Genomic DNA, 21,886 nt, shown 5'->3' with positions numbered 1-21,886 from the left:
CTCACGACCACCTGTACCGACACCTACCTCAACCGGTAAGCGTCCTTGACCGTCTGCGTCACCGAGTTCCCGGCCGAGTCGGTCGCCGAAAGCCGCAGCGACACGAAGGGCGAGGAGCCGAACGGCGGCGCCACGACGAAGGCCTGCCGGTGCGCGCCGCTGCCGAAGACGAACTGCCGTCGCCAGGTTTTCCCACCGTCGAAGGAGGCCTCGGCGGTGACCTGCCGGACGGTGCCCGCCATCCCCGCGGACCGCTCGACCTCGATCGGCACGGCGAGCGGGAACAGGCGCCAGGCGTCGTTGGCCGGGCCGAGCGACGGGGTGGCCCTCAGCGTCATCAGCGGAAGCGGCGTCTCCCCCGTTGCCCGCTGCGAACGGAATTTCCACTCCATGACCACGTTTCCGGACAGCTCGGCGTCGGCGCCTTCCGGCCGTTTCGCGTCGACTGTCAGCGTGTAGTCGCCGTTCTCGGGCGGCACGGTGAAGGTGACCGGGCCGTTGCTCGGCCAGACGTAGCCCGGCACCCTGGGCAGGGAACCGACCTCCTTCCCGTTCCGCGAGAGCCGCGTGGTGCCTTCCACCGCCGAAAGGCTGATGTGCTCACCCCGTGTCGAGAGCAGCGGCAGCAGGACGCTGAAGGTGTCACCGTCGCGCACCGCCTTGGTCAGCTTCGCCAGGGTCGGGCCGACGATCGCGCGATTCCAGTCCTCTTTGGACCGTTGCCCCGCACGGTATTCCACGCCTGAAGCGGTTTCCTGGATGTCGCTCCAAGTCGCGTTGGTGCCGGCCCGGTGCACCAAGAGCCGCTTCAGCCAGCGGATCTTCCCGGTGCTGTAGAACTCCTCGCGCGTCGAGGGCAACTGCGCCTGAGCGGTGAGGAACCATGCGTTGCCGAAGGCGACCTCGTTGTCGTACGGCGAGGGCAGCACGTGAAGGTTGCCCCACTGCTTGCCGGTGGAGGCGTAGGTGGCGGTCACCTTCGCCAGATCGTGGTCGCGCACCCGGTACGCGGAGACGTCGGGAACCCTGCCTTCGCTGGGGAATTGCAGGTTGTAGACGTACGGACTGTTCTCCGAACGGCCCTCGTCGGTCTGCTTGCTCAGCATGGTCGTGACGAGGAAGCCGAAGCCGGGCACGGCCGTGCGGGTGGGAGCGACGTAGGCGTACTGTTCGTCGTGGAAAAGCCTCGGCTGATACCAGGAATGGCTCGTGGCGCCCCGTCCCGTGACCTCTTCGGAGAAGACGACGATCTGGCCGTTCGAACTGGCGTCCTCGCGATCCGTCCGCACGGTCACCGGCTTCGCCAAACGCCCGTCCAGCACGACTTCCCGGTCCCGGTCGAGGACGAAGCCCGGCTCACTGACCAGACTCGACCCCGGCCGCTCGTCGATCTGCGCGACGAACAGGTAGCGGCCCTGAGGCAACCGGATCGGGCCTCCCCCTTCCTTCGCGGCGTAGATCTTCAGGTCACCACTGTCCAAATTGGTCACGATGAGGACGCCGCTCGGCCCCTGCGGGCCGGGTCCGTTGCCCTTGCGGTCGAAAAGCCTGACGTCGGCCGAAAAGACCTCGCGCTGGAGGTCGGCGCCGATCAGGCTGCGGACCTCGGTACCGGAGGCGGAGGTGGCGAGCAGCGTGCCGCCGTAGGCACCGCGAGGCTTCTGCCCGGGGTTCACGGTGACCACCGCGGTCGCGGTCGCCCCGGCGGGCACGGTGACCCGCGGCCGGTCCACCGTGAACAGGCCGTCGACGGCCGGCTTCCCGTTCTCGTCGCGGACGTCCAGCCGCAGGTCGAGATCGAGGGGCGCGTCGCCGCCGTTGCGGTAGGTGATCTCGCGGGTCAGCGGTTTCGGGTCGGCCACCGGAACGGTGCCGAAGGCCAGCGTGGTGACGTCGGCGTGCACGCGCTGCTCGACCGCCTTGGCGACGTCGATCCGTCCCGCTCCTTGCTGGAAGACGGTCGGTCCGTCGGCAGGCTTCGCGGTGCCCGTGAGGCCGGCCTTGAGCTGCTCGGGCCGCCAGTCGGGATGCCGCTGGACGAGCAGCGCCGCCGCGCCCGCCACATGTGGCGTCGCCATCGAGGTGCCCGACATCGGCTGGTAGCCGCCTCCGGCCTTCGCCGCGACGATCTCCACACCCGGCGCGGCGATCTCCGGTTTGACTGCGTTGTCGCCCCGGCGCGGTCCCTTGCCGGAGAACGACGCGAGCGCGTCGGCCCGGTCCACCGCGCCGACGGTGAGCGCCGCGTCGGCACTGCCCGGCGACCCGATCGTGCCCGCGCCCCGTTCCCCGTCGTTGCCCGCGGCGATCACGAACAGGACGCCGTGGTCCTTCGTGAGCCGGTTCACCGCCGCTTCCAGCGGATCGATGTCGTCACCGTCTTCGCCGCCGAGGCTCAGGTTGATCACCTTCGCGCCCTCCGCGACCGCCCACTCCATCCCGCTGATGATCTCGGACCAGCCGCCGCTGCCGTCGTCACCGAGGACCTTGCCCACAAGCAGCCCCGCGTCGGGCGCGACGCCCTTGAGCCGTCCGCCGGACGCCGCGCCGGAACCGAGGATCGTCGAGGCGACGTGCGTGCCGTGGCCGTGCCGGTCGGTGGGGTCGCCGCCGCCGGAGAAGTCCTTGGCCGCGACCACCTTGCCCGCCAGATCCGGGTGACCGGCGTCGACACCGGTGTCCAGCACGGCGACCTTGACGTCCTTGCCGGTGAACCCGCTCCGCCAGGCCTGCGGCGCGCCGATCTGGGGCACGCTGTGGTCGAGGTTCGCCTTGACCTTGCGGTCCAGCCACACCTTCCGCACCGAAGCCGCGCGAGGACCGGTCAACGCGGACCAGAACTCCCCCGCACGGTCCTTGGGCTGGGCGAACGCGGTCGCGCCGACGCTGTCCAGCCGCCGTACCGCGGTCGCGCCCGCGATGGCCGCCGTGCCTTCCTGCTGCACGATCAGCGGAAGAGTCGGTCGCGCGCTGTCGTCGTAGCCGTCGGCGAGCAGCCGGTCGATCCGGAACAGGCGCTCGTCCAGGACTCCCTCGGCCACCAGCGGCAGGGCGTCGGCCGGGTACACCGACCAGCCGTCCTTGCCCTGGCTGCGCTGGAAACCCATCCGCTCGCGGCCGGGACCCGGTTGCACGGAGAGCGCGGGTACTCCGCCTTGCCGCTCCTGCACGGTGATCCGGTCGCCGGTGATCAGGGTGAGGGTGCGCGGACCCGGCGCGGCGTTCGCCGTCGGCGGCTGGTCGGAAGCGGCCTGCGCGACCTGCGCACCGGTCACCCCGAGAACGGTCACCAGGAGCAGACCGCCCAGGACGTGAGTTCTTCGGCGCATGAAGCACCCTCCGTTCATTCCTCCACGAACGTCCACAATGGACTTGATCCGGACAATGCACCGCCTCCGGACGCGCCGAGAATTGCGGAAAAACGGTGTGTGACGCCACATTTTTGAGCGATCGGGTCATCCGGCATGCCCGTTCGGGCACGGATCGGACCTGCGAAGTCGCCGGTCTCGCTTCCTGGATAGCCTTCGATGGGAAGATCATGCCGTGAGCTGAGGAGGGGGAACGGCCGGTGGGGAACCCGCTCGTCGCGGAAACCAAGAGTTCGACTCAAGGCTTTTCGGGCATTCCGTTGCTGGAGTCGGCGAACGATCTGAAATCCGCGATCGAGAGCGGCGATTGGGCATCGGTCGCGATGGGGGCGGTCGGCACCGCGCTCGACGCGTTGTCGATGGCGATGGACCCGTTCGGCGCGATCCTCGCCGCGGGTGTCGGCTGGCTGATGGAGCACGTGGGCCCGTTGAAGCAGGCGCTCGACGCGCTGGCGGGCAACCCCGACGAGGTCAAGGCGCAGGCCGAGACGTGGAAGAACGTCGCCAAGGAACTCGGCGACGTCGGCACCGAACTGGTGGCCATGGTCAAGGCCGACACCGGGAGCTGGAAGGGCGAAGCGGGCGACAACTACCGCAAGCGCGCCGAGGACACCGCGACGCTGATCACCGCGGCGCAAAAGGGCGCCGAGGGCGCGGGAAGCGGTGTGCAGACCGCGGGCGAGGTCGTGGCCGCGGTGCGGACGCTGGTCCGCGACATCATCGCCGAACTGGTCGGGCACCTGGTCAGCTGGGCGCTCCAGGTGGTGTTCACCCTCGGCATCGGGCTCACCTGGGTCGTCCCCCAGGTGGTCGCCGCGGTCACCAAGACGGCGAACAAGATCGCCGGCCTCACCAAGAAACTGGTCAAGGCGCTCAAAGCCCTGATGCCGCTGCTCAAACGCGCCGACGACCTGTTCGCCGACGCGGCGAAGTCGCTCAAGAAGCTGACGCCGGGCAGCACGAAGTCCGCCAAGAAGACCGACATCGACGAAGGCACCAGCGCGTCCAGCGCCAAGGGGCCCGGCGGCGGTTCGCAGTCCGGCAACGGTGGTGGCACCGGCCCGTCGAGTACCCACGGTTCCCCCGATCCCACCCCCAACGGTCCGCCGCCCGTGACAAAGGGGCCGGACAACGGCTCCACGAACCCGTCCGGGTCGTCCGGTTCGCCGAACAAGCCGAATCCGCCGCGCAAGGGCGCTGTCGAGACCAAGAACAAGAAGTGCAAAACGGATCCGGTCGACATCGCCACCGGGGACGTCCTGCTGGTCCAGCGGGACCTGACGCTGCCCCACACCCTCGACCTGATCCTGGAACGCACGCACACCTCGTCGTACCGGGCCGGTCTCTGGTTCGGTACGACCTGGGCGTCGACGCTGGACCAGCGGCTGGAGCTCGACGACGAGCACGCCGTCTGGTTCTCGCCGGACGGGATGCGGCTGGTCTACCCGCTGCCGGCACCCGGTGCGGCCACGCTGCCGCTGGAAGGCCCGCGCCGCCCGCTGCTGCGCACCGGGCGCGGCTACCGGCTGACCGACCCGAAGACCGGCACGTCACTGGTCTTCGCCCCGCTGCCGGGCCGCGGCGGCGCCGTGCTGCCGCTGATCCGCACGGAAGGCAGCGGCGGCGACACCATCGACGTCGAATACGACGATCTCGGGGCGCCGCTCCTGCTGCGCCATTCAGTGGGGTATCTGGTCGAGTTCACCTCCGCCGACGGCCGGGTCACCGAGGTCCGCGTGGCCGACCAGGACACCGGCTCCCGGGTGGTCGTCGTGCGGTATCGCTACGACCGCCTCGGACGGCTCACCGGAATCGTCGACTCCACCGGCCTTCCCCAGCAGTTCGACTACGACGGCGTCGGCCGGATGACCGGCTGGCAGGACCGCAACGGGGTCTGGTACCGCTACATCTACGACACCGCCGGACGGTGCGTCCGCACCGTCGGCGACCGCGGCTTCTATGACGGAGCATTCACCTACGACAGCGAGCGGCTGGTCACCGCGTTCACCGATTCCCTCGGCCACACCAGCGAACTCCGGATCAACCCGGCCGACCAGCTGCTGAGCGAACAAGATCCGCTCGGCAACGTCACCGCCTACACCTGGGACCGCTACGACCGGCAGCTGTCCCGCACCGACCCGCTCGGCCGGACGACCCGCTACGAGTACGACGAGCTCGGCGAACTCACCGTGGTGATCCGGCCGGACGGCAGCCGCGTCCGCACCACCCGGCACCCGGACGGCGCTCTCGACATCGAGGTGGAGGCCGACGGCCGCGTCTGGCGCCGCACCTATCCGGCCGGCACGGCTCCCGACCCGATGACCGCGCAGCTCGGCGTGTCCGGTGAGACCCCGGAGGCCGAATCCGGCACCACTCCGGCCGGCGCCCCCGGCGGCACCGGGTCGCCCGGCGGCGAACCGGCCGCCGATTCCCGGGCCGAGCTGGACCTGTTCGGCCGCCCGCACACGATGGTGAACGCGGCAGGCGGGCACACCCGGCTGGCCTGGAACGTCGAAGGCAAGATGCTGTCCCGCACCGGCCCGTCCGGTGCGCGGGAACAGTGGCGGTACGACAACGAGGGCAACGAGATCGGCCACGTCCGCGCCCTCGGCCAGTCCGCGACCACGGAGTACGGCACTTTCGACCTGATCACCGCCACCGTGGACGGAACCGGCGCGCGGACGACCTACGGCTACGACACCGAGCTCCGCCTGGTCGCGGTCACCAACCCGAACGGCCAGACCTGGCGTTACGTCCACGATGCCGCGGGGCGCGTGGTCGAGGAGATCGACTTCGACGGCCGGATCACCCGGTACGAGCACGACGCTGCGGGGCAGCTGGTGCGCTCGGTCAACGGCGCGGGCGAGACGGTGGAGTACGGCTACGACGTCCTCGGCAACGTGGTGTGGCGCCGCACCCCGACCGAGGTCGCGACCTTCGCCTACGACCCGGTGGGCAGGCTCGTCACCGCGGCCAATCCGGACGCGACGGTCTCCGTCGAACGGGACGACCGGGGGCGGGTCGTCAGCCACACCGTGAACGGGCGCACGCTCGGCTTCCGCTACGACGACGAGACCGGCACCCTGGCCCGCCGGACGCCGTCGGGCGTGGACAGCGTCTGGCGACACGCCGACGACGGCGAACCGGCGGCGCTCGAGATGGGCGGGCACGAGGTCACCTTCGACCACGACTCCGGTGTCGAGGTGCGGCGGCAGGTGGACGGCGGCCCGGTCCTCGCCCAGGCCTACGACCAGGAGCAGCGGCTGACCGAGCAGGTCACCACGATCGGCGGGCAGGAGATCGGCAGGCGCCGCTTCGAGTACCGCCCGGACGGCGTGCTGGCCGCCGTGGAGGACGGGACCGGCGCCGTGCGGTTCCAGCTCGACGCCGAGGACAGGATCACCGAGGTCAGCGGGCCTGGCAGGCTCGAGCACTACCGGTACGACGGATGCGGCAACATCGTGACCGTCGGCTCCGACCAGCGGCAGTACCAGGGGACGCGGCTCCTCGGCACGTCCACCGCGGCCTACGAATACGACGGACAGGGACGGCTGATCGTCCGCCGCGTCCGCGACCTCACGGGCCGGGAACTGGTCTGGCGCTTCACTTGGAACGCCCTCGACAGGCTCACTTCGGCGACCACCCCCGACGGCTCGCTCTGGGTGTACCGCTACGACCCGATGGGCAGGCGGATCGCCAAGCAGCGCCTCGTCTCCCCCGCTCCCGGCGCACCGCCCGTGATCGCCGAAGAAGTCACCTTCGTATGGGACGGCACGATGATCGTCGAGCAGTGGTCCGGCGATGAGGTGACCACCTGGGAACACCATCCCGAGGACGACCGGCCGGTCGCCCAGTTCGACCGTTCCCGCGACGCCGCCCGGTTCGCCACGGTGATCACCGACCGGGTCGGCAGCCCGCTCGAACTGATCGACGCCGACGGCCGTCCGGTCTGGCAGGACCAGAGCACCTTGTGGGGCGCGGGAGGCGTGGCCGCGGGCACGCCTCTGCGGTTCCCCGGCCAGTTCCACGACGCCGAAACCGGGCTGCACTACAACGTCTACCGGTACTACGACCCGGAAACCGGGCGTTATCTCAGCCCGGACCCGCTCGGCCTGGAACCGGCCCCGAACCCGGTCACCTATGTCCCCAACCCGCTCGAGGTGAGCGATCCGCTCGGCCTCGGCCCGTGCAAGGACGGCGGTGGCGGCGGCACCCGAGGGATCGGCGGCCGGAAGAACGGCAAGAACGACAAGACGAACGCGAGCGGCTCGAAAGCCAAGCGGCACCGGATCTTCAAGCCCGGCAACATCGTGAACCGGAACCTCAAGGATCCCGCGGTCGACGCGTACAAGAAGTGGAAGGCCAAGATCGGTAAGAAGGACGCCAACGGGAAGACGAAGAAGAACCGTTCCGAAGACATGGGCGAGGCCGGTGCTCTCGACTACATCAAGAAGACCACCGGCAAGGACGATCTGAACCTGCACACCCCGTCGGTGAAGAATCCGCTCTCGAAGGACGACTACACGACCACCCAGGGCAAACCGTGGCCGAACGCGGTCAAGTTCAACAACTCCGGCGTGGTCGACGTGGCGTACTTCGACGGGAACAAGCTGCACGTCATCGAGGCGAAGGGCGGGGGTTCGCAACTCGTCGGCGGACCGATGAAGGGGCGGACCCAGTGGTTCGATCCCGACACCGGCACCATGCGGCCCCTGCCGGATCGCACCAACAACCCCAACAAGATGGATCAGGGCAGCTCCGAGTACCTCACCGACATCGCGCACGCGATGCGGAACTCGCCTCAGAAGGACGGCCGTAACCTGATCGGCGATCTGGTCTGGCAAGGGCAGAAGGACGGCATCGTGGACTATGTCCCGATCGGGACCAAGATCAACGGCAGCGGCAACGCCGTCGTCAGTGTCATCAAGCAGTAGAGGGAATCGCGGTGGGTTACGGACTGGAATTCCACGGGCTTTCGCTGAACGCGCTCGGAGAACGGCTGCGGGCTTCGACGGACGCGGCCGCCCGCCTGATCATCGCGGGTGGCGGTGCGGTGGACGAGGAGGCCGCTGTCGAGGTCGTCCAGGTCGTACGGGAGCTGGCGGAGCCGATCGACATGGTGGAGCACTCCTCCTCCGGGGGTGACTGGTTCCGCGAAGAGGTCATCGGCGGGCTGGTCGCCGAAGCGATCGGTGCGGACCTGGCCGAGCACCTCCTGGACAGGCCGCTCGAAGGCCTCGTCTGGGACGAGTACCCGAGCGTGGGCTGGGCGGCCAACGCCGAACTGCGGGACGCCGTCGCCAGGCTCGACGCGCTCGGCGAAGATCCGGCGGAGGGGCTCCCCTTGGAGGAGGCCATGATCGTCGGCACCGTCTTCGCGGCGCTGCGCAAGGTGGTCGCGGACGGCGTCGACCTGGTGACCGTCTACAGCTGAGCACCCCGATGGGTGACCCCGGTCACACGAGGAGACCCTGCAAAGCAACTGCTTAGTACGGCAGACTCGGCGTCACTTCCACTCGACGACGAGGAGTCACCCGTGACCGAACATCCCTCCCGCGTAGCGATCGTCACCGGCGCCGGCCGCGGCATCGGCGCGGCCGTGGCCAAGCGGCTCGCTTCCGACGGGTTCGCCGTCGGCCTGCTGGACCTCGACGAGGCGGGCGTCAAGCAGGGTGCCGAAGCGATCGTCGCCGAGGACGGCAAGGCCGTCGGCGTCGCGCTGGACGTCAACGACGCCGCGCAGGTCGAGGCGGCGGTGACCCGGGTGGCCGAGGAACTCGGCGCGCCGACCGTGCTGATCAACAACGCCGGCATCACCCGCGACAACCTGCTGTTCAAGATGACCGAACAGGACTGGGACTCGGTGCTGGGCGTGCACCTGAAGGGCTCGTTCCTGATGACCCGCGAGGTGCAGAAGTACCAGACGCAGGAGAAGTGGGGCCGCATCGTCAACCTGTCCAGCACCTCGGCGCTGGGCAACCGCGGTCAGGTCAACTACTCCGCGGCCAAGGCGGGCATGCAGGGCTTCACCAAGACCCTCGCGATCGAACTCGGCAAGTTCAACGTCACCGCGAACGCCATCGCCCCCGGTTTCATCGCCACCGACATGACCGCGGCGACCGCCGAGCGGATCGGCATGTCGTTCGAGGACTTCAAGGCGGCGGCCGCGTCTCAGATCCCGGTGCAGCGCGTCGGCACCCCCGACGACATCGCCAACCTCGCGTCGTTCCTGGTGAGCGACGGCGCCGGATTCATCTCCGGCCAGGTCATCTACGTCGCCGGCGGACCGAAGGACTGAGCCATGCGCGAATTCGCCTCCCTGCAGGAGTTCGAGAACGCCGTCGGCGAGCACTTCGGGTACAGCGACTGGCTGACGCTGACCCAGGAGCGGGTGAACCTGTTCGCCGACGCCACCGACGACCACCAGTGGATCCACGTCGACGTCGAGAAAGCGGCCGAAGGCCCGTTCGGGGCACCGATCGCGCACGGTTTCCTGACGCTGTCGCTCATTTCGGGCTTCGTCGGGAAGCTCTACCGGGTCAACGGGCTCAGGATGGGCATCAACTACGGCCTGAACAAGGTCCGTTTCCCGCAGCCGGTCAAGGTGGGCTCGAAGATCCGGGCGGGCGCCGAACTGGTCGAGGTCACCGACGTCACCGGGGGCAAGCAGGCCGTCGTCCGCTGGACGATCGAGATCGACGGCGAGCCGAAACCGGCGTGCGTCGCGGAGATGGTCGTCCGGCTGATCGCCTGAGAGGGTGACCTCCGGCACCTCGCCGGACCACCACTACCCGACATACCGACTGGTCGGTACTGTAACCGGAAAGCGAGACGCTGGAGGCACCATGAACCAGACCGACCTGCCGGGCCTGGACCTGGCCAGGCTCAAGGCCCACCTGGACGAGCAGCGGCCGGGGCTCGTCCAGGGCGACCTGAGCGGCGAGGTCGTGGAAGGGGGCCGGTCCAACCTCACCTACGTCGTGGGCGACGGCCGGTCCCGCTGGGTGGTGCGCCGCCCGCCGCTGGGCCACGTCCTGCCGACCGCGCACGACATGGGCCGCGAGTTCCGGGTGATCTCCGGTCTGCACGGAACGGCCGTCCCGGTACCGGAAACGGTGCTGCTGTGCGAAGACACGGACGTCATCGGCTCGCGGTTCTACGTGATGGAGTTCGTGGAAGGCACGCCTTTCCGCTCGGACACCGAACTGGCCGCGCTGGGCCCCGCCAGGACGAAGGCGATCGCGGACGAGCTGGTCGACACGCTCGTCGAGCTGCACGCCGTCGATCCGGAGTCGTTGGGACTCGGCGACTTCGGCCGTCCGGAAGGCTTCCTCGAACGGCAGTTGCGGCGCTGGAAGAAGCAGCTCGACGGCAACCGCAGCCGCGATCTGCCCGGCGTCGACGAACTGCACGACCGGCTCGCCTCGACGGTGCCGGAATCGGGTAAGCCGTCGATCGTCCACGGCGACTACCGGCTCGACAACGTGCTGGTGAACGCGGACGACCGGATCACCGCGGTGCTGGACTGGGAGATGTCCACTCTCGGCGATCCGCTGACCGACCTCGCGCTGCTGGTGGCCTACGCCGAACGGGACAAGGTTTCCTTGCAGTTCGTGTCCAACGCCAGTTCCGCGCCGGGCTACCCGCGCAACGACGAGGTCATCGCGCGGTACGCCGAGCGTTCCGGGCGCGACGTCTCCCGGCTCAACTGGTACGTCAGCTTCGCCTTCTTCAAACTCGCGGTGATCCTGGAAGGCATCCACCTCCGCTACAGCAAAGGGCAGACCGTCGGCGCCGGATTCGACGGCATCGGCTCGGGCGTCGTCCCCCTGATCGCGCACGGCAATGAGACTCTCAAGGATGGTTGACAGGGACGTGCGATGACTTATCCGAAAGGCGGCCAAGCAGCGCGCGCTTTGGCCGAAGGCCTCGCGAAGGTGGAGGCGGGCCGCCCTCATCGCGAACAAGAGAAGCCTTTGAAAGCCGCGGCCTGGCTACGCATTCGTCGACCGCGCGCCCCCGAAATCAAGGAAGAGGGATAGCAAGATGGACTTCGCCTTCGACGCGAAAACCGAGGAACTGCGGGGGAAACTCCTCGAGTTCATGGATTCGCACATCTACCCGGCCGAGGCCGTCTTCGAGACTCAGCTGGCCGAGCGTGACAGCGAATGGTCGCAGCCGCCGATCGTCGAGGAGCTGAAGGCCGAGGCGCGCAAGCGCGGGCTGTGGAACTTCTTCCTCCCCGGCGACCACGGCGCGGGCCTGACGAACCTGCAGTACGCGCCACTGGCCGAGATCACCGGCCGCAGCCTGCGGCTCGCGCCGACCGCGCTGAACTGCGCGGCGCCGGACACCGGGAACATGGAAGTCCTCACCATGTTCGGCACCGACCGGCAGAAGAAGCAGTGGCTCCAGCCGTTGCTGGACGGCGAGATCCGGTCCGCGTTCGCGATGACCGAACCCGACGTCGCCTCCTCCGACGCGCGCAACATCGCCACCAGCATCCGCCGGGACGGCGACGAGTACGTCGTCAACGGCCGCAAGTGGTACATCTCCGGCGCGATGAACCCGAACTGCAAGATCTTCATCGTGATGGGCAAGACCGATCCCGACGCTCCCGCGCACAAGCAGCAGAGCATGATCCTGGTCCCCCGCGACACCCCGGGAATGACCGTGAAACGCGGGATGCACGTGTTCGGCTACACCGACGGCGACCACGGCGGGCACGCCGAGGTGCTCTTCGAGGACGTCCGCGTACCTGCGGAAAACCTCATCGCCGGTGAGGGCGACGGGTTCGCGATCGCGCAGGCCCGCCTCGGCCCCGGTCGGATCCACCACTGCATGCGCGCCATCGGCATGGCCGAACGCGCGCTGGAACTGATGTGCCGCCGGGCGCTTTCGCGCGAGACCTTCGGCAAGCCGATCGCCGAACAGGGCGTGGTGCAGGACTGGATCGCCGAAGCGCGGGTCAAGATCGAGCAGCAGCGGCTGCTGGTGCTCAAGACCGCGTGGCTGATGGACACCGTCGGCAACCAGGGCGCGCACACCGAGATCCAGGCGATCAAGATCTCCACGCCGATCACCGTCGAATGGATCCTCGACAAGGCCGTGCAGCTGTTCGGCGCGGGCGGGGTCAGCCAGGACTTCCCGGTCGCCGAGATGTGGGCGCAGGTGCGGACGCTGCGGCTCGCCGACGGCCCGGACGAGGTGCACAAGCGCTCGCTGGCGCACCGTGAACTGAAGAAGTACCGCGGGGAGAAGAAGTGACCACTGTGGACGACCTCAAGCGACGGGTGGCCGGCCTGCTGGCCGCGTATCCGCCGGAAAGCACTCCGCGTCAGGACTTCCTCGACGCCAGGTTCGACGCCGGGCTGGCGTGGATCCACTTCCCCGAAGGCCTGGGCGGCTTGAACGCGCCGCGGTCGCTTCAGTCCGTTGTGGACAAAGAACTGGCCGCGGCGGGCGCGCCGGACAACGACAAACGGCGGATCGGGATCGGCCTCGGCATGGCCGCGCCGACCATTCTCGCCTTCGGCACCCCCGAACAGCACCAGCGCTTCCTGCGTCCACTGTGGACCGAACGGGAGGTGTGGTGCCAGCTGTTCAGCGAGCCGGGCGCCGGCTCCGACCTCGCCGCGCTGGGCACCCGCGCGGTCCGGGACGGCGACGACTGGGTGGTCACCGGCCAGAAGGTCTGGACGTCGGGCGCACACCAGTCGCAGTGGGCGATCCTGGTCACCCGCACCGATCCCGACGTGCCGAAACACCGTGGCATGACGTACTTCCTGTGCGACATGACCGCGCCGGGCGTGGAGGTCCGGCCGCTGCGCCAGATCACCGGTGAGGCCGAGTTCAACGAGGTCTTCCTCAGCGAGGTCCGCATTCCCGACGCGCACCGCCTCGGCGCGGTCGGCGAGGGCTGGAAGGTCGCGCAGACCACGCTGATGAACGAACGGGTCGCCATCGGCGGTACCGAGTTCCCGCGCGACGGCGGGATGGTCGGCGTCGTCACGGAGGCCTGGCGGGAGCGTCCGGAGCTGCGGACCTCCGAACTGCACGACAGGCTGCTGAAACTGTGGGTGGAAGGCGAAAGCCTGCGCCTGGTGAGTTCGCGGCTGCGGCAGCAACTCGCCGCCGGCGCGCCGGGCCCCGAGGGGTCCGCGGTCAAGGTCGCGTTCTCGGAGCTGAACCAGGCCGCGTCCGGGCTGGAGATCGAACTGCTCGGCGACGAAGGCCTGCGCTACGACGACTGGACGATGCGGCGTCCCGACGGCGTGAACTTCCTCGGTCGCGAAGCCGGGTACCGCTATCTGCGCGCGAAGGGGAACTCGATCGAGGGCGGCACCTCGGAGGTCCTGCGCAACATCATCGCCGAACGCGTGCTGGGACTGCCGTCCGAGCCGCGGATCGACAAGGACGTCGCCTGGAAGGACCTGCCCCGATGAGCGACCTGTTGTACTCCGAGGTCGAAGAGGACCTCCGGGCCAGCGTCCGCGACCTGTTCTCCGACCGCGTGGGACCCGCGTCCCTGATCACCAGGACCGAGACGGCGGAGCCGTACGACCTGTCGCTGTGGCGCACGCTCGCCGCCGATCTCGGCGCGGCCGGTCTCGCCGTCCCGGAGGAACTGGGCGGGCACGGCGCTTCGGCGCGTGAAGTCGCCGTCGTGATGGAGGAACTCGGGCGCAGCGTCGCCCCCGTCCCCTATCTCGGCAGCGCCGTCCTGGCGACGTCGGCCTTGCTGGCGACCGACACTTCGCAGGCGGAAGTGGCGGAAAGGCTCGGGAAACTGGCCGCGGGCGCGCTCATCGGCGCGCTGGCCGTACCGCTGTCGACCGCGCCCGGCGCCGAGTTCCCGTCGACGGTCACCGCGACCGCCGACGGCACGCTCAGCGGCGCGGTCCGCAGTGTCGCCGACGCTTCGGTGGCCGAGCTGATCGTCGTCCCGGCAGTGGGACCCGAGGGCCCCGGTCTCTACACGGTCGACGCGGCTTCGGCGGGTGTGACGGTCACCGAGGCGATTTCCCTGGACCTGACCCGGCGCATCGCCGACGTCACCCTGGAGAACGTGGCCGCGAAGCGCGTCGCCGACTCCTCGACGGCGGCTTCCGCGCTGGACATCGCGCTCGTGACGGCGGCGGGGCTGCTCGCTTCGGAGCAGCTCGGGATCGCCGAATGGGCGCTGACCGAAACGGTGCGCTATCTCAAGGAGCGCTACCAGTTCGGCCGTCAGGTCGGCTCCTTCCAGTCGCTGAAACACCGGCTGGCGAACCTGTACACGGATCTGGTCAACGCCAGGGCGACCGCGCGCTACGCCGCCGACTGCCTGGCCACCGGCGAGGACATCGCGATCGCCGTCGCGGTGGCGCAGGCCCGGAACTCCCTCATCGCCGTCCACGCCGCCGAAGAGGCGATCCAGCTGCACGGCGGGATCGGCATGACCTGGGAGCATCCCGCGCACCTGTACCTGAAGCGCGCGAAGAGCGACGAGATCGCGTTGGGCACTCCTGGTCGGCATCGCGCCGCCTTGGCGCCGCTGATCGACCTGCCCGCCTGAGCTCCCCCGGCGGGGTCCGCCCCGGAAAGTGTCGGACCCCGCCGGTACAACCTGTTCGAACATCTGATCGAACAGGGAGTCCTCATGAAACTGCTCGTGGCCACCTCGCAGACCCAGGGCGAGCGGGCGAACGACTTCAACCACTGCGTCGACGGCGAGCTGCTCTGGATAGCGCCGTGCTGCGGAGACGGCGAGAGCTCGCCCGATTCCGAATGCGGCTGCGGCCGGTCGTTCGGCGGGTTGAACTCGCACCTCGGCACGACGACGGCGCTCGTCGCGGAACTGCCCGGCTTCACCTATCCCGATTACGCCGAGGCCTTGCGGTCGAGTCTGGCCGCACAGGGCTGGCCTTCCGAAGCCGCCGACGAAGTCGCGACGGGATTGCTCGCCTTCGCCTTCGGCTGGGAGGTGGGAACGGTGCTCGAACGCCGGTGCGACTTGTTCGTCGAACGCCTGGCGACGGCACCACCGGGCTGAGCCCGGTCGCTACTCGGGGCGCAACGAGGCCAGCAGGAGATCGGCGAAGTGGTCGCCGATCTGGCGGGCCGAGAGCGCGCCGCCACGCCGGTACCAGGAACCGAGGTGGTGCACCGAGCCGAAGAAGAAGTCGACGATCACGTCGGCCGGTTTGTCCGCGCGGAACTCGCCGGACGCCTGGCCTTCTTCGACCAGCGTGCGGAACCGCTCGTGGTACTTGCGGCGCTCCGCGCGGACGGCCTTCTGCTTCTCCACGCCGAGCTGATGCATGGACTGCATGAAGATCGTGTTGTCGTCGAGATTGTCGATCGTGCTGACGACGACGTCGGAGGCGGCGGACCGCAGCCGCTCCCGCAGCGGCGCCTCACTCGAAACCACCTTTTCCAGCTGCTCGGTCTGCGCACGCAGCACCCGGGCGTAGATCTCGTAAAGGAGGTCGTCCTTGGAGCCGAAGTAGTGATACATCGCACCCTTGGTGACCCCGGCCGCCTCGACGATCTCCTGCACGGAGGTGCGGTCGAACCCCTTCTTGGCGAAGAGCTTCGTGGCGTGCGACAACAGACGGCGCGGGACGGCGGCCTGATCTTCGCCGCTCGCCTCGGCCTTCCTGGTGGTCGCTCGTGTCATGACCGGCTCCTTCTCGTGCGGAGTCTCAGCATACCGGCCGGTTTGTCGACGGCCGGAGAAGCGCCGGTTCCCGGAAGGAATTACCGGTCACTGGTCGCCCGAGGCGCCCGCGACGGCACGGTTCATACGGTTGGGTGACGGCCAGCCGGGCTCCGTCCTGGTGAACTGGGCGCATGAGCACCAGGCACCCGGGCGCCGGGACGGGACTGCGGGCCGATGTCCGCACCGAGGAGGTCAGGGTCCTGAGGGACGACGCCGCTCCCGGCGCGACCCCGCTGACGGTGCTCGCGGGCGAGCCCGGCTGCGGCCGCGGCGCGGTGCTCGACAGGCTCGCCGAGGAACTCACCCCCTCGGCCAAGGTGCTGGTGCTGCGGCTGGCCGAACTCGACCGGACGCTCCCGTACGGCGCGATCTTCCGGCTTCTCGTCCTCCTCGGCGCGGACCGGACCGAGGAGGAGCCCGCGCGGCGATCCGTGCTGGCGATGCTGGCCAGGGCGGGCGAGACCACGCCGACCCCGGAGACCGTCGCGAAGATCGCGACGGCCGTGTTCGCCCTCCTGCGCACGCAGACCCCGCTGGTGGTCCTGGTCGACGACGCGCAATGGCTCGACGAGCACACCGCCCGGCTGGTGAGCCCGCTCCTGCACCGGTGTTCGGCGGAGACGTCGATCAGTGTGGTCGCGACACTGCGGATCGGCGCGGGGGACGACCTCTCCGGGAGCCCCGCACTGCGCGGCGCCTTCGCCCGGCTGCGCGCGGGCGGGCACGCGAGGCTGCGGTTCCTCCGGCCGCTTTCGCGAGCCCAGTCGCGCTCCCTGCTGACCGGGCTGGTGTCGGCCATGCCGAACGACGGACTGGTGACCGAACTGCACGCCGCGGCGCGAGGCAACCCCGCCGCGCTGACCGCGCTGGTCCACGGCTACCGGTCCGCCGGCGCCCTGCGGATCGTCGACCGGACCGCGTACCGCGTCGAACGGGTCGATCAGCCGGTGGCCACCGAGGACCATCCGCTCCTGCGGGCGGTGACCGAGGCCGGTGGTGGAGTGCGAGAGGTCGCCGAGAGGATGGCGGTGCTCGGCCCGCTCGGCGCTTCGGCCGCCGGGCTGGCCGCGACCGCGCTCGGGTGGCGGGAGGCCGATCTCCGCGCGGTGCTGGACAGGCTCGTCGCCGAACGGGTCCTGGTACGGGACCGGGACGGCGGGTACCGGTTCCGGGTCCCGGCCGTCCGGGACGCCCTGCTGACCGGGATCGGGCCGTACGCCACGCGCAGCCTGGCCGCCCAGGCGGTCCACGCCGTGTGGTCGGGGTCGGCTTCGGTCTCCGATCCGGATCTGGTGCTCGACTGGATCACCCAGGCCGGTTCGCTGGTGGACACGCGCCGCGCGTCGGCCGAACTCCTCGAGAACGGCGAGCGTGTGCTGTTCACCGACGGGGCCAAGGCGGAACGCTGGCTCCACGCGACGTTGGCCTGGGTGACCGAACCGCCCGAGCGGACGGCCGTGCTGATGCTGCTGAGCTCGGCGAAGGCCGTGCACTACCGGGCGGCCGAAGCCGGGGACTGCGCGCGGCAGGTGCTCTGCAAACATCTCGGCCACCTGGACCCGGCTCAAGCGCAGGAACTGTCGACCGTGTTCATCTCCGGGCTCGCCGCCCGCCGCGATCTCGGTGAGCTCGCCGAGATCGCCGCGGGCGCGTCACCGGTGCTGCCGGACGACCCCGCCCTGATGGTGGTCAACCGGGCGTACGCCCTGCTGCTGAGCCATCGCTGGATCGAGACGCGCGACCTGCTCGAACGGGAACGCGCGGTGTGGACCGGCAGCAATCACATCACCGCCGACTTCGGCACGATGTTCCTCGCGGCCTGCGGCGTCGTGCTTGGCGACACGTCCCAGCTGCACACCCTCGTGGCGCATCCGGAACTGTGGCGGGCGGCGCATCTGCCGCACTACGAGGTCGAACATCGCCGGTTCGAAGTCGAAATGCTGTTGCAGCTGGGAGAACTCCGGCAGGTGCGGCAGCGGATCACCGCGTCCGGGCTGGCCGTCGACGAGTTGCCCGTGGCGAACCGGTTCGCCCTGAACTACCTGGGCGGGGACTGGCCGGAGGCGATGGAACTGGCCCGCCGGACGATGCTGGGCGGCACCGATCCGGCGCGGCCACTGCATTTCCTGCTGACGCAATGCGCGATCCGGATTCTCGGCGCGCAGGGCTGGCTTTCCCGCGCCAGGGCGCTCGCCGCCGACAGCCGTCCGTCCGGGATGCGGCACTCGATCGACCACGCCGAGTTCACCGTGCTCAGCAAACTCGGCGACACCGAAGGCGCCGACGCGTTGCTGTACTCGGCCGCGCGCAGCGCCGACGCGGGCGGCTACGTCCTGGGCACCGAAGACCTCTGGGCCGACCTGGCCCGCTCCGCGCTGGCGCGGAACAAGCAGCGCGAAGGCGAGCACTGGGTCCGGCGCGCGGCGCGTACGGCCACCCAGCTCGACACCGCCCGCGCGCACCAGAACCACCATCTGGCCCGCGCCGTGGTTCACCGCGAGCCCGCCGCGGCCCGGCGCGCCGCGGCCATCGCCCGCGAACGCCGGGACGTCCCGTACGAGTCGGCGATGACGCTCCTGCGAGCGGGCCTCGCCGGGCACCGGCCGGAGCAGTCGTGGACCGAGGCGTACGAACTGTTCGGCGAGGTCGGTGCCTGGTTCTGGCGGGGCAAGGTGCGGAAGCTGTTACGTGACAACGGCTTCGCCGGTCCCGGCCGGACGGAGACGACCGCCGAGAACGAACGTCTGCTGGCGATCCTCGTCGCCGAAGGCCTCACCAACCGGCAACTGGCGGTCGTCCTCGAAACCAGCGAGAAGAGCGTCGAAGGCAGGCTCAGCAGGTTGTTCTCCCGGACCGGGTACACGTCCCGGGTGGAACTCGCGGCAGGGATCCTGACCGGCGAATACCGCACCTGAACTCCGCATTCAGAGGACTATTGGCGGTAAGGCAAAGGTGGCGAATTCGGTCGCTCGCCCGCACGCCGACCTCGGGTGTTGCGAAAGCCACTTTCGCAACGTTGAAGGTTACGAAAGGGGCTTTCGCAACGCTTCCGGGACTCCGCCGCCCACGAGACCCGCATGCCCCGCGGACGAACACCGGTCCGTGAAGGCCTCCTTGAGGGACCCAGAGTCCCTCAAGGAGGCCTTCACGGACTTGGCACCCGACAGGACACCTTCGCCCTACCGCCCTACAAAAGCGGGAGGGGCCGCGCGCGTTTAGCAGTGGGAACGTCCACAGTCAACACATCGGGCGGTAACTGGCATCGTTCTCGGGTGCCACTGGCACCGAGCCAGTATCCGCGCCACAGCGTTGTCGGGAGGCGGGGTCCGGGGCCACGGTGGAGATCGTCTTCGCAAGTCCCGAACAAGGTGGTGACCCCGTGCGTTTCGATCTCCTCGGCCCCTTCAACGTCGTGCACGACGGACGTCCGGTCGTGCTGCGCGGGGCGACCCAGCGGGCCGTGCTCGCCTATCTCCTGTTGCGCCACAACGAGGTCATCGCCACCAGCACCCTGCTCCAGGCGATCTGGGCGGACGAGATCCCCGCCACCGCGCGCAAGATGGTGCAGAACGCCGTTTCGGGGCTGCGCGCCACGCTGGCCCAGCGCACCGGCGCCGCCGAGCAGGCCATGCTGCTCACCCATGCGCCCGGCTACCTGCTGCGCGTCGACAGCGACCAGGTCGACGTCTCCCGCTTCCGACGTCTCGCCGCCGAAGGCCGGACCGCGCAGGCGGGTGGCGACGTCGATCAGGCCGTCTCCGCCTACCGTGACGCGCTCGCGCTGTGGCGTGGCCCGGTGCTCGCCGACCTCACAGAGACCGGCGTGGTGTGGCCCGAACTGGTCGCGCTGGAGGACCAGCGGATCGCCGTCCACGAAGATCTCTTCGGGTTGGAGCTGGACCGGGGGCACCACCACGAGGTGCTCACCGACCTGCGCGGGATGGCGGAGGCCAACCCGAACCGCGAGCGGCTCAACGCCCAGCTGATGACCGCGCTCTACCGCTGCGGCCGCCACGTCGACGCCCTCGAGGTCTACCGCGCGACGCGGGCCAGCCTCGCCGAGGGCCTCGGCCTGGAGCCGGGCAAGGAGCTGCGCGAGCTGGAACGTGCGATCCTCCAGCACGACGAAGCCCTGCTCACCCGGCGTCCCGACCCGGCACCGCGACCGGAACCCGTGCCGTCGGCCGAGCCCGCACCGGTGGCCGAGCCGCTGCCGTTCACCCCCGCTCCTGTGATCGCCCTGCCCCGCACCGAGCCCGTCGAGAGCGAGCGGAAGCCGGTCGTCGCGATCGGTGTCGCCCTCGCCGCCACCCCGGACGACGACCCCGAGGAGGCCGTCGAGGTGCAGGCGCGGCTGCGGACCGTCGTCGAGGAGGAGGCGCTCGCGGCGGGCGCGCATCTGCCCGGCGAATCGGGTCCGGTGGTGCTGGCCCTGTTCGGTCTCCCCCGCACCGATGACGACGACGCCGTCCACGCGACGCGGACGGCGTTGCGGATCCACGACCGGCTGGTCACGGCCGGGATCGCCACCCAGATCGGCGTCGACAGCGGCGACGTCCTCGTCGAGTTCACCGCCTCCGGTCCCGGTCAGGTCGCGGGCCCCGTGCTGGACCGTTGTGTCCGCTCGGCGCTGCGCGCGCCCGAAGGCCGGATCCGGGTGTCGGACGCGGTCCGCGAGGCCTCCGAACCCGCCGTGGTGCACGAGGCGTCGGAAGACTCACCTGGTTGGTGGCACGCCGTTTCCGCCCGCCAGCACCCGGTGGCGGAACCCGCCGACCCCGGCGGCTTCGTCGGCCGTGACCACGACCTCGATCTGCTCAGCCACCTTCTCGGCTTCGTCGAGCGCGGCGGCCGCCCGCACCGGGTGACGGTGCTCGGCGAGCCCGGGATCGGCAAGTCGCGGCTCCTCGCCGAGTTCGCCGAGACCCTGTCCGAGCAACCCCGGATCCGGGTGCTGGACGCCGGTGCCGACGTCGCCGAAGCGTTCGCCGTCGTCCCGGGTCTGCTCCCCCAGACCGCCTCGCGGCTGCGCACGGAAGGTGGCGACTCGGCACTCCGGGCCGCCGCCGGCGAACTGACCGCCTACGGTCCGCTGGTGGTGCTGGCCGACGACCTGCACCGCGCCGACCTCGAGACCCGGGACGCCGTCGACCGGCTCGGAGAAGCCTGCGCGGGACTACCGGTCCTCGTCGTCGCGTCCGCCCGGCCCGGGCTTCTGGAAGCCGAACACGGCGAACGCTGCGGGACGACGGTCAGCCTTTCCCCGCTTTCCGACGACGCCGTCGGCAAACTGCTCGACAAGCTGCTGCCCGGCACCGCCCGGCTCATCCGCGGCAGGCAGGACCTGATCGGCAGGATCGGCGGGAACCCTCGCTTCGCGCACGCGTACGCCCAGGGGGTGCATGGCAAGACCACCCCGTTTCCGGGACTGGGCCAGGCGATGACACCCCCGCTGGTCCGCCGGACCCTAGCCGCGCAACTCGACAACCTGCCCACCGCCGAGAAATCCCTTCTGAAGGCGGCCAGCCTCGCCGGGGACGCGTTCACCGCCGAGGACGTCGCCGCGGTCTGCGGCCGGGACACCGCCGAGATCGAGGGGACGCTCTCCCGGCTCGCGAGCCTCTCGGTGCTGCGCCGCGAGGACGACGACGCCGGCTACACGTTCCGCCGCGCGACTTTGCGGGAGCTGGTCTACCAGCGGATCCCGCGCGCGACCCGCACCGCGCTGCTGCGCCGCCCGGTCCCGCGCCGCGTCGAAGCCCTCGCCTGACACGGAAAAGCCCTATCGCGGAGGATGAATCCCTTGCTGCGCCTG

General features: G+C 69.9%; 14 protein-coding genes. 12 read left to right on the top strand and 2 right to left on the bottom strand.

Annotated features, from left to right (window positions below; translation table 11 throughout):
• Positions 1 to 23: 23 nt before the first annotated feature.
• Positions 24 to 3,329 carry a S8 family peptidase gene (locus tag B0293_RS02705; RefSeq protein ID WP_005152840.1) on the bottom strand — a complete coding sequence of 1,102 codons (3,306 nt, stop codon included), beginning with the start codon at positions 3,327 to 3,329 and terminating at the stop codon, positions 24 to 26.
• 239 nt (positions 3,330 to 3,568) lie between these two features.
• Between B0293_RS02705 and B0293_RS02700 the strand changes: the two genes are divergently transcribed.
• From B0293_RS02700 to B0293_RS02660, 10 genes are all read left to right on the top strand, one after another.
• Positions 3,569 to 8,302 carry an RHS repeat-associated core domain-containing protein gene (locus B0293_RS02700; protein ID WP_005152843.1) on the top strand — a complete coding sequence of 1,578 codons (4,734 nt, stop codon included), beginning with the start codon at positions 3,569 to 3,571 and terminating at the stop codon, positions 8,300 to 8,302.
• An 11-nt stretch (positions 8,303 to 8,313) separates the two neighbouring features.
• Positions 8,314 to 8,802: a hypothetical protein gene (locus B0293_RS02695; RefSeq protein WP_005152849.1), complete on the top strand. Its 489-nt coding sequence runs from the start codon at positions 8,314 to 8,316 to the stop codon at positions 8,800 to 8,802.
• Between the two features lie 102 nt (positions 8,803 to 8,904).
• Positions 8,905 to 9,666 carry a 3-oxoacyl-ACP reductase FabG gene (gene fabG, locus B0293_RS02690; RefSeq protein WP_005152851.1) on the top strand — a complete coding sequence of 254 codons (762 nt, stop codon included), beginning with the start codon at positions 8,905 to 8,907 and terminating at the stop codon, positions 9,664 to 9,666.
• A 3-nt stretch (positions 9,667 to 9,669) separates the two neighbouring features.
• Positions 9,670 to 10,122, top strand: coding sequence for a MaoC family dehydratase (locus tag B0293_RS02685; RefSeq protein WP_005152854.1), 453 nt, complete (start codon positions 9,670 to 9,672; stop codon positions 10,120 to 10,122).
• A 91-nt stretch (positions 10,123 to 10,213) separates the two neighbouring features.
• Complete coding sequence (locus B0293_RS02680) at positions 10,214 to 11,236, top strand: phosphotransferase family protein (RefSeq protein WP_005152855.1); 1,023 nt, start codon at positions 10,214 to 10,216, stop codon at positions 11,234 to 11,236.
• Positions 11,237 to 11,248: 12 nt separating this feature from the next.
• Positions 11,249 to 11,410: a hypothetical protein gene (locus B0293_RS43470; RefSeq protein ID WP_157376414.1), complete on the top strand. Its 162-nt coding sequence runs from the start codon at positions 11,249 to 11,251 to the stop codon at positions 11,408 to 11,410.
• 4 nt (positions 11,411 to 11,414) lie between these two features.
• Positions 11,415 to 12,635, top strand: a complete 1,221-nt coding sequence (locus B0293_RS02675; protein ID WP_005152857.1) for an acyl-CoA dehydrogenase family protein — start codon at positions 11,415 to 11,417, stop codon at positions 12,633 to 12,635.
• On the top strand, positions 12,632 to 13,813 hold the full coding sequence (locus B0293_RS02670; protein WP_005152859.1) for an acyl-CoA dehydrogenase family protein: 1,182 nt from the start codon (positions 12,632 to 12,634) through the stop codon (positions 13,811 to 13,813). The genes B0293_RS02675 and B0293_RS02670 overlap by 4 nt, the downstream gene beginning before the upstream one ends.
• The gene (locus B0293_RS02665; RefSeq protein ID WP_005152861.1) at positions 13,810 to 14,925 is read left to right on the top strand and encodes an acyl-CoA dehydrogenase family protein; all 1,116 of its coding nucleotides are present in this window, start codon (positions 13,810 to 13,812) and stop codon (positions 14,923 to 14,925) included. Before B0293_RS02670 ends, B0293_RS02665 begins: the two co-directional genes overlap by 4 nt.
• An 84-nt stretch (positions 14,926 to 15,009) precedes the next feature.
• Positions 15,010 to 15,402 (top strand): DUF7715 family protein, encoded by a 393-nt coding sequence (locus B0293_RS02660; RefSeq protein WP_005152863.1) that lies wholly within the window; start codon positions 15,010 to 15,012, stop codon positions 15,400 to 15,402.
• A 9-nt stretch (positions 15,403 to 15,411) separates the two neighbouring features.
• On the opposite strand, the gene B0293_RS02655 is transcribed toward B0293_RS02660, so the two are convergent.
• Positions 15,412 to 16,029: a TetR/AcrR family transcriptional regulator gene (locus B0293_RS02655; RefSeq protein WP_005152865.1), complete on the bottom strand. Its 618-nt coding sequence runs from the start codon at positions 16,027 to 16,029 to the stop codon at positions 15,412 to 15,414.
• A gap of 173 nt (positions 16,030 to 16,202) precedes the next feature.
• Here B0293_RS02655 and B0293_RS02650 point away from each other — a divergent pair, with 173 nt between their 5' ends.
• Both B0293_RS02650 and B0293_RS02640 read left to right on the top strand, forming a co-directional pair.
• Entirely contained in the window at positions 16,203 to 18,986 is a 2,784-nt protein-coding gene (locus tag B0293_RS02650) for an ATP-binding protein (RefSeq protein WP_005152867.1), read from the top strand.
• Between the two features lie 464 nt (positions 18,987 to 19,450).
• Positions 19,451 to 21,841 (top strand): BTAD domain-containing putative transcriptional regulator, encoded by a 2,391-nt coding sequence (locus B0293_RS02640; protein WP_039916129.1) that lies wholly within the window; start codon positions 19,451 to 19,453, stop codon positions 21,839 to 21,841.
• Positions 21,842 to 21,886: the final 45 nt, after the last annotated feature.

This window comes from Amycolatopsis azurea DSM 43854, assembly GCF_001995215.1.
GTDB lineage: Bacteria > Actinomycetota > Actinomycetes > Mycobacteriales > Pseudonocardiaceae > Amycolatopsis > Amycolatopsis azurea.
Note: the sequence above shows the minus strand (reverse complement) of the source record. Positions and strands in the feature narration are given on the sequence as shown.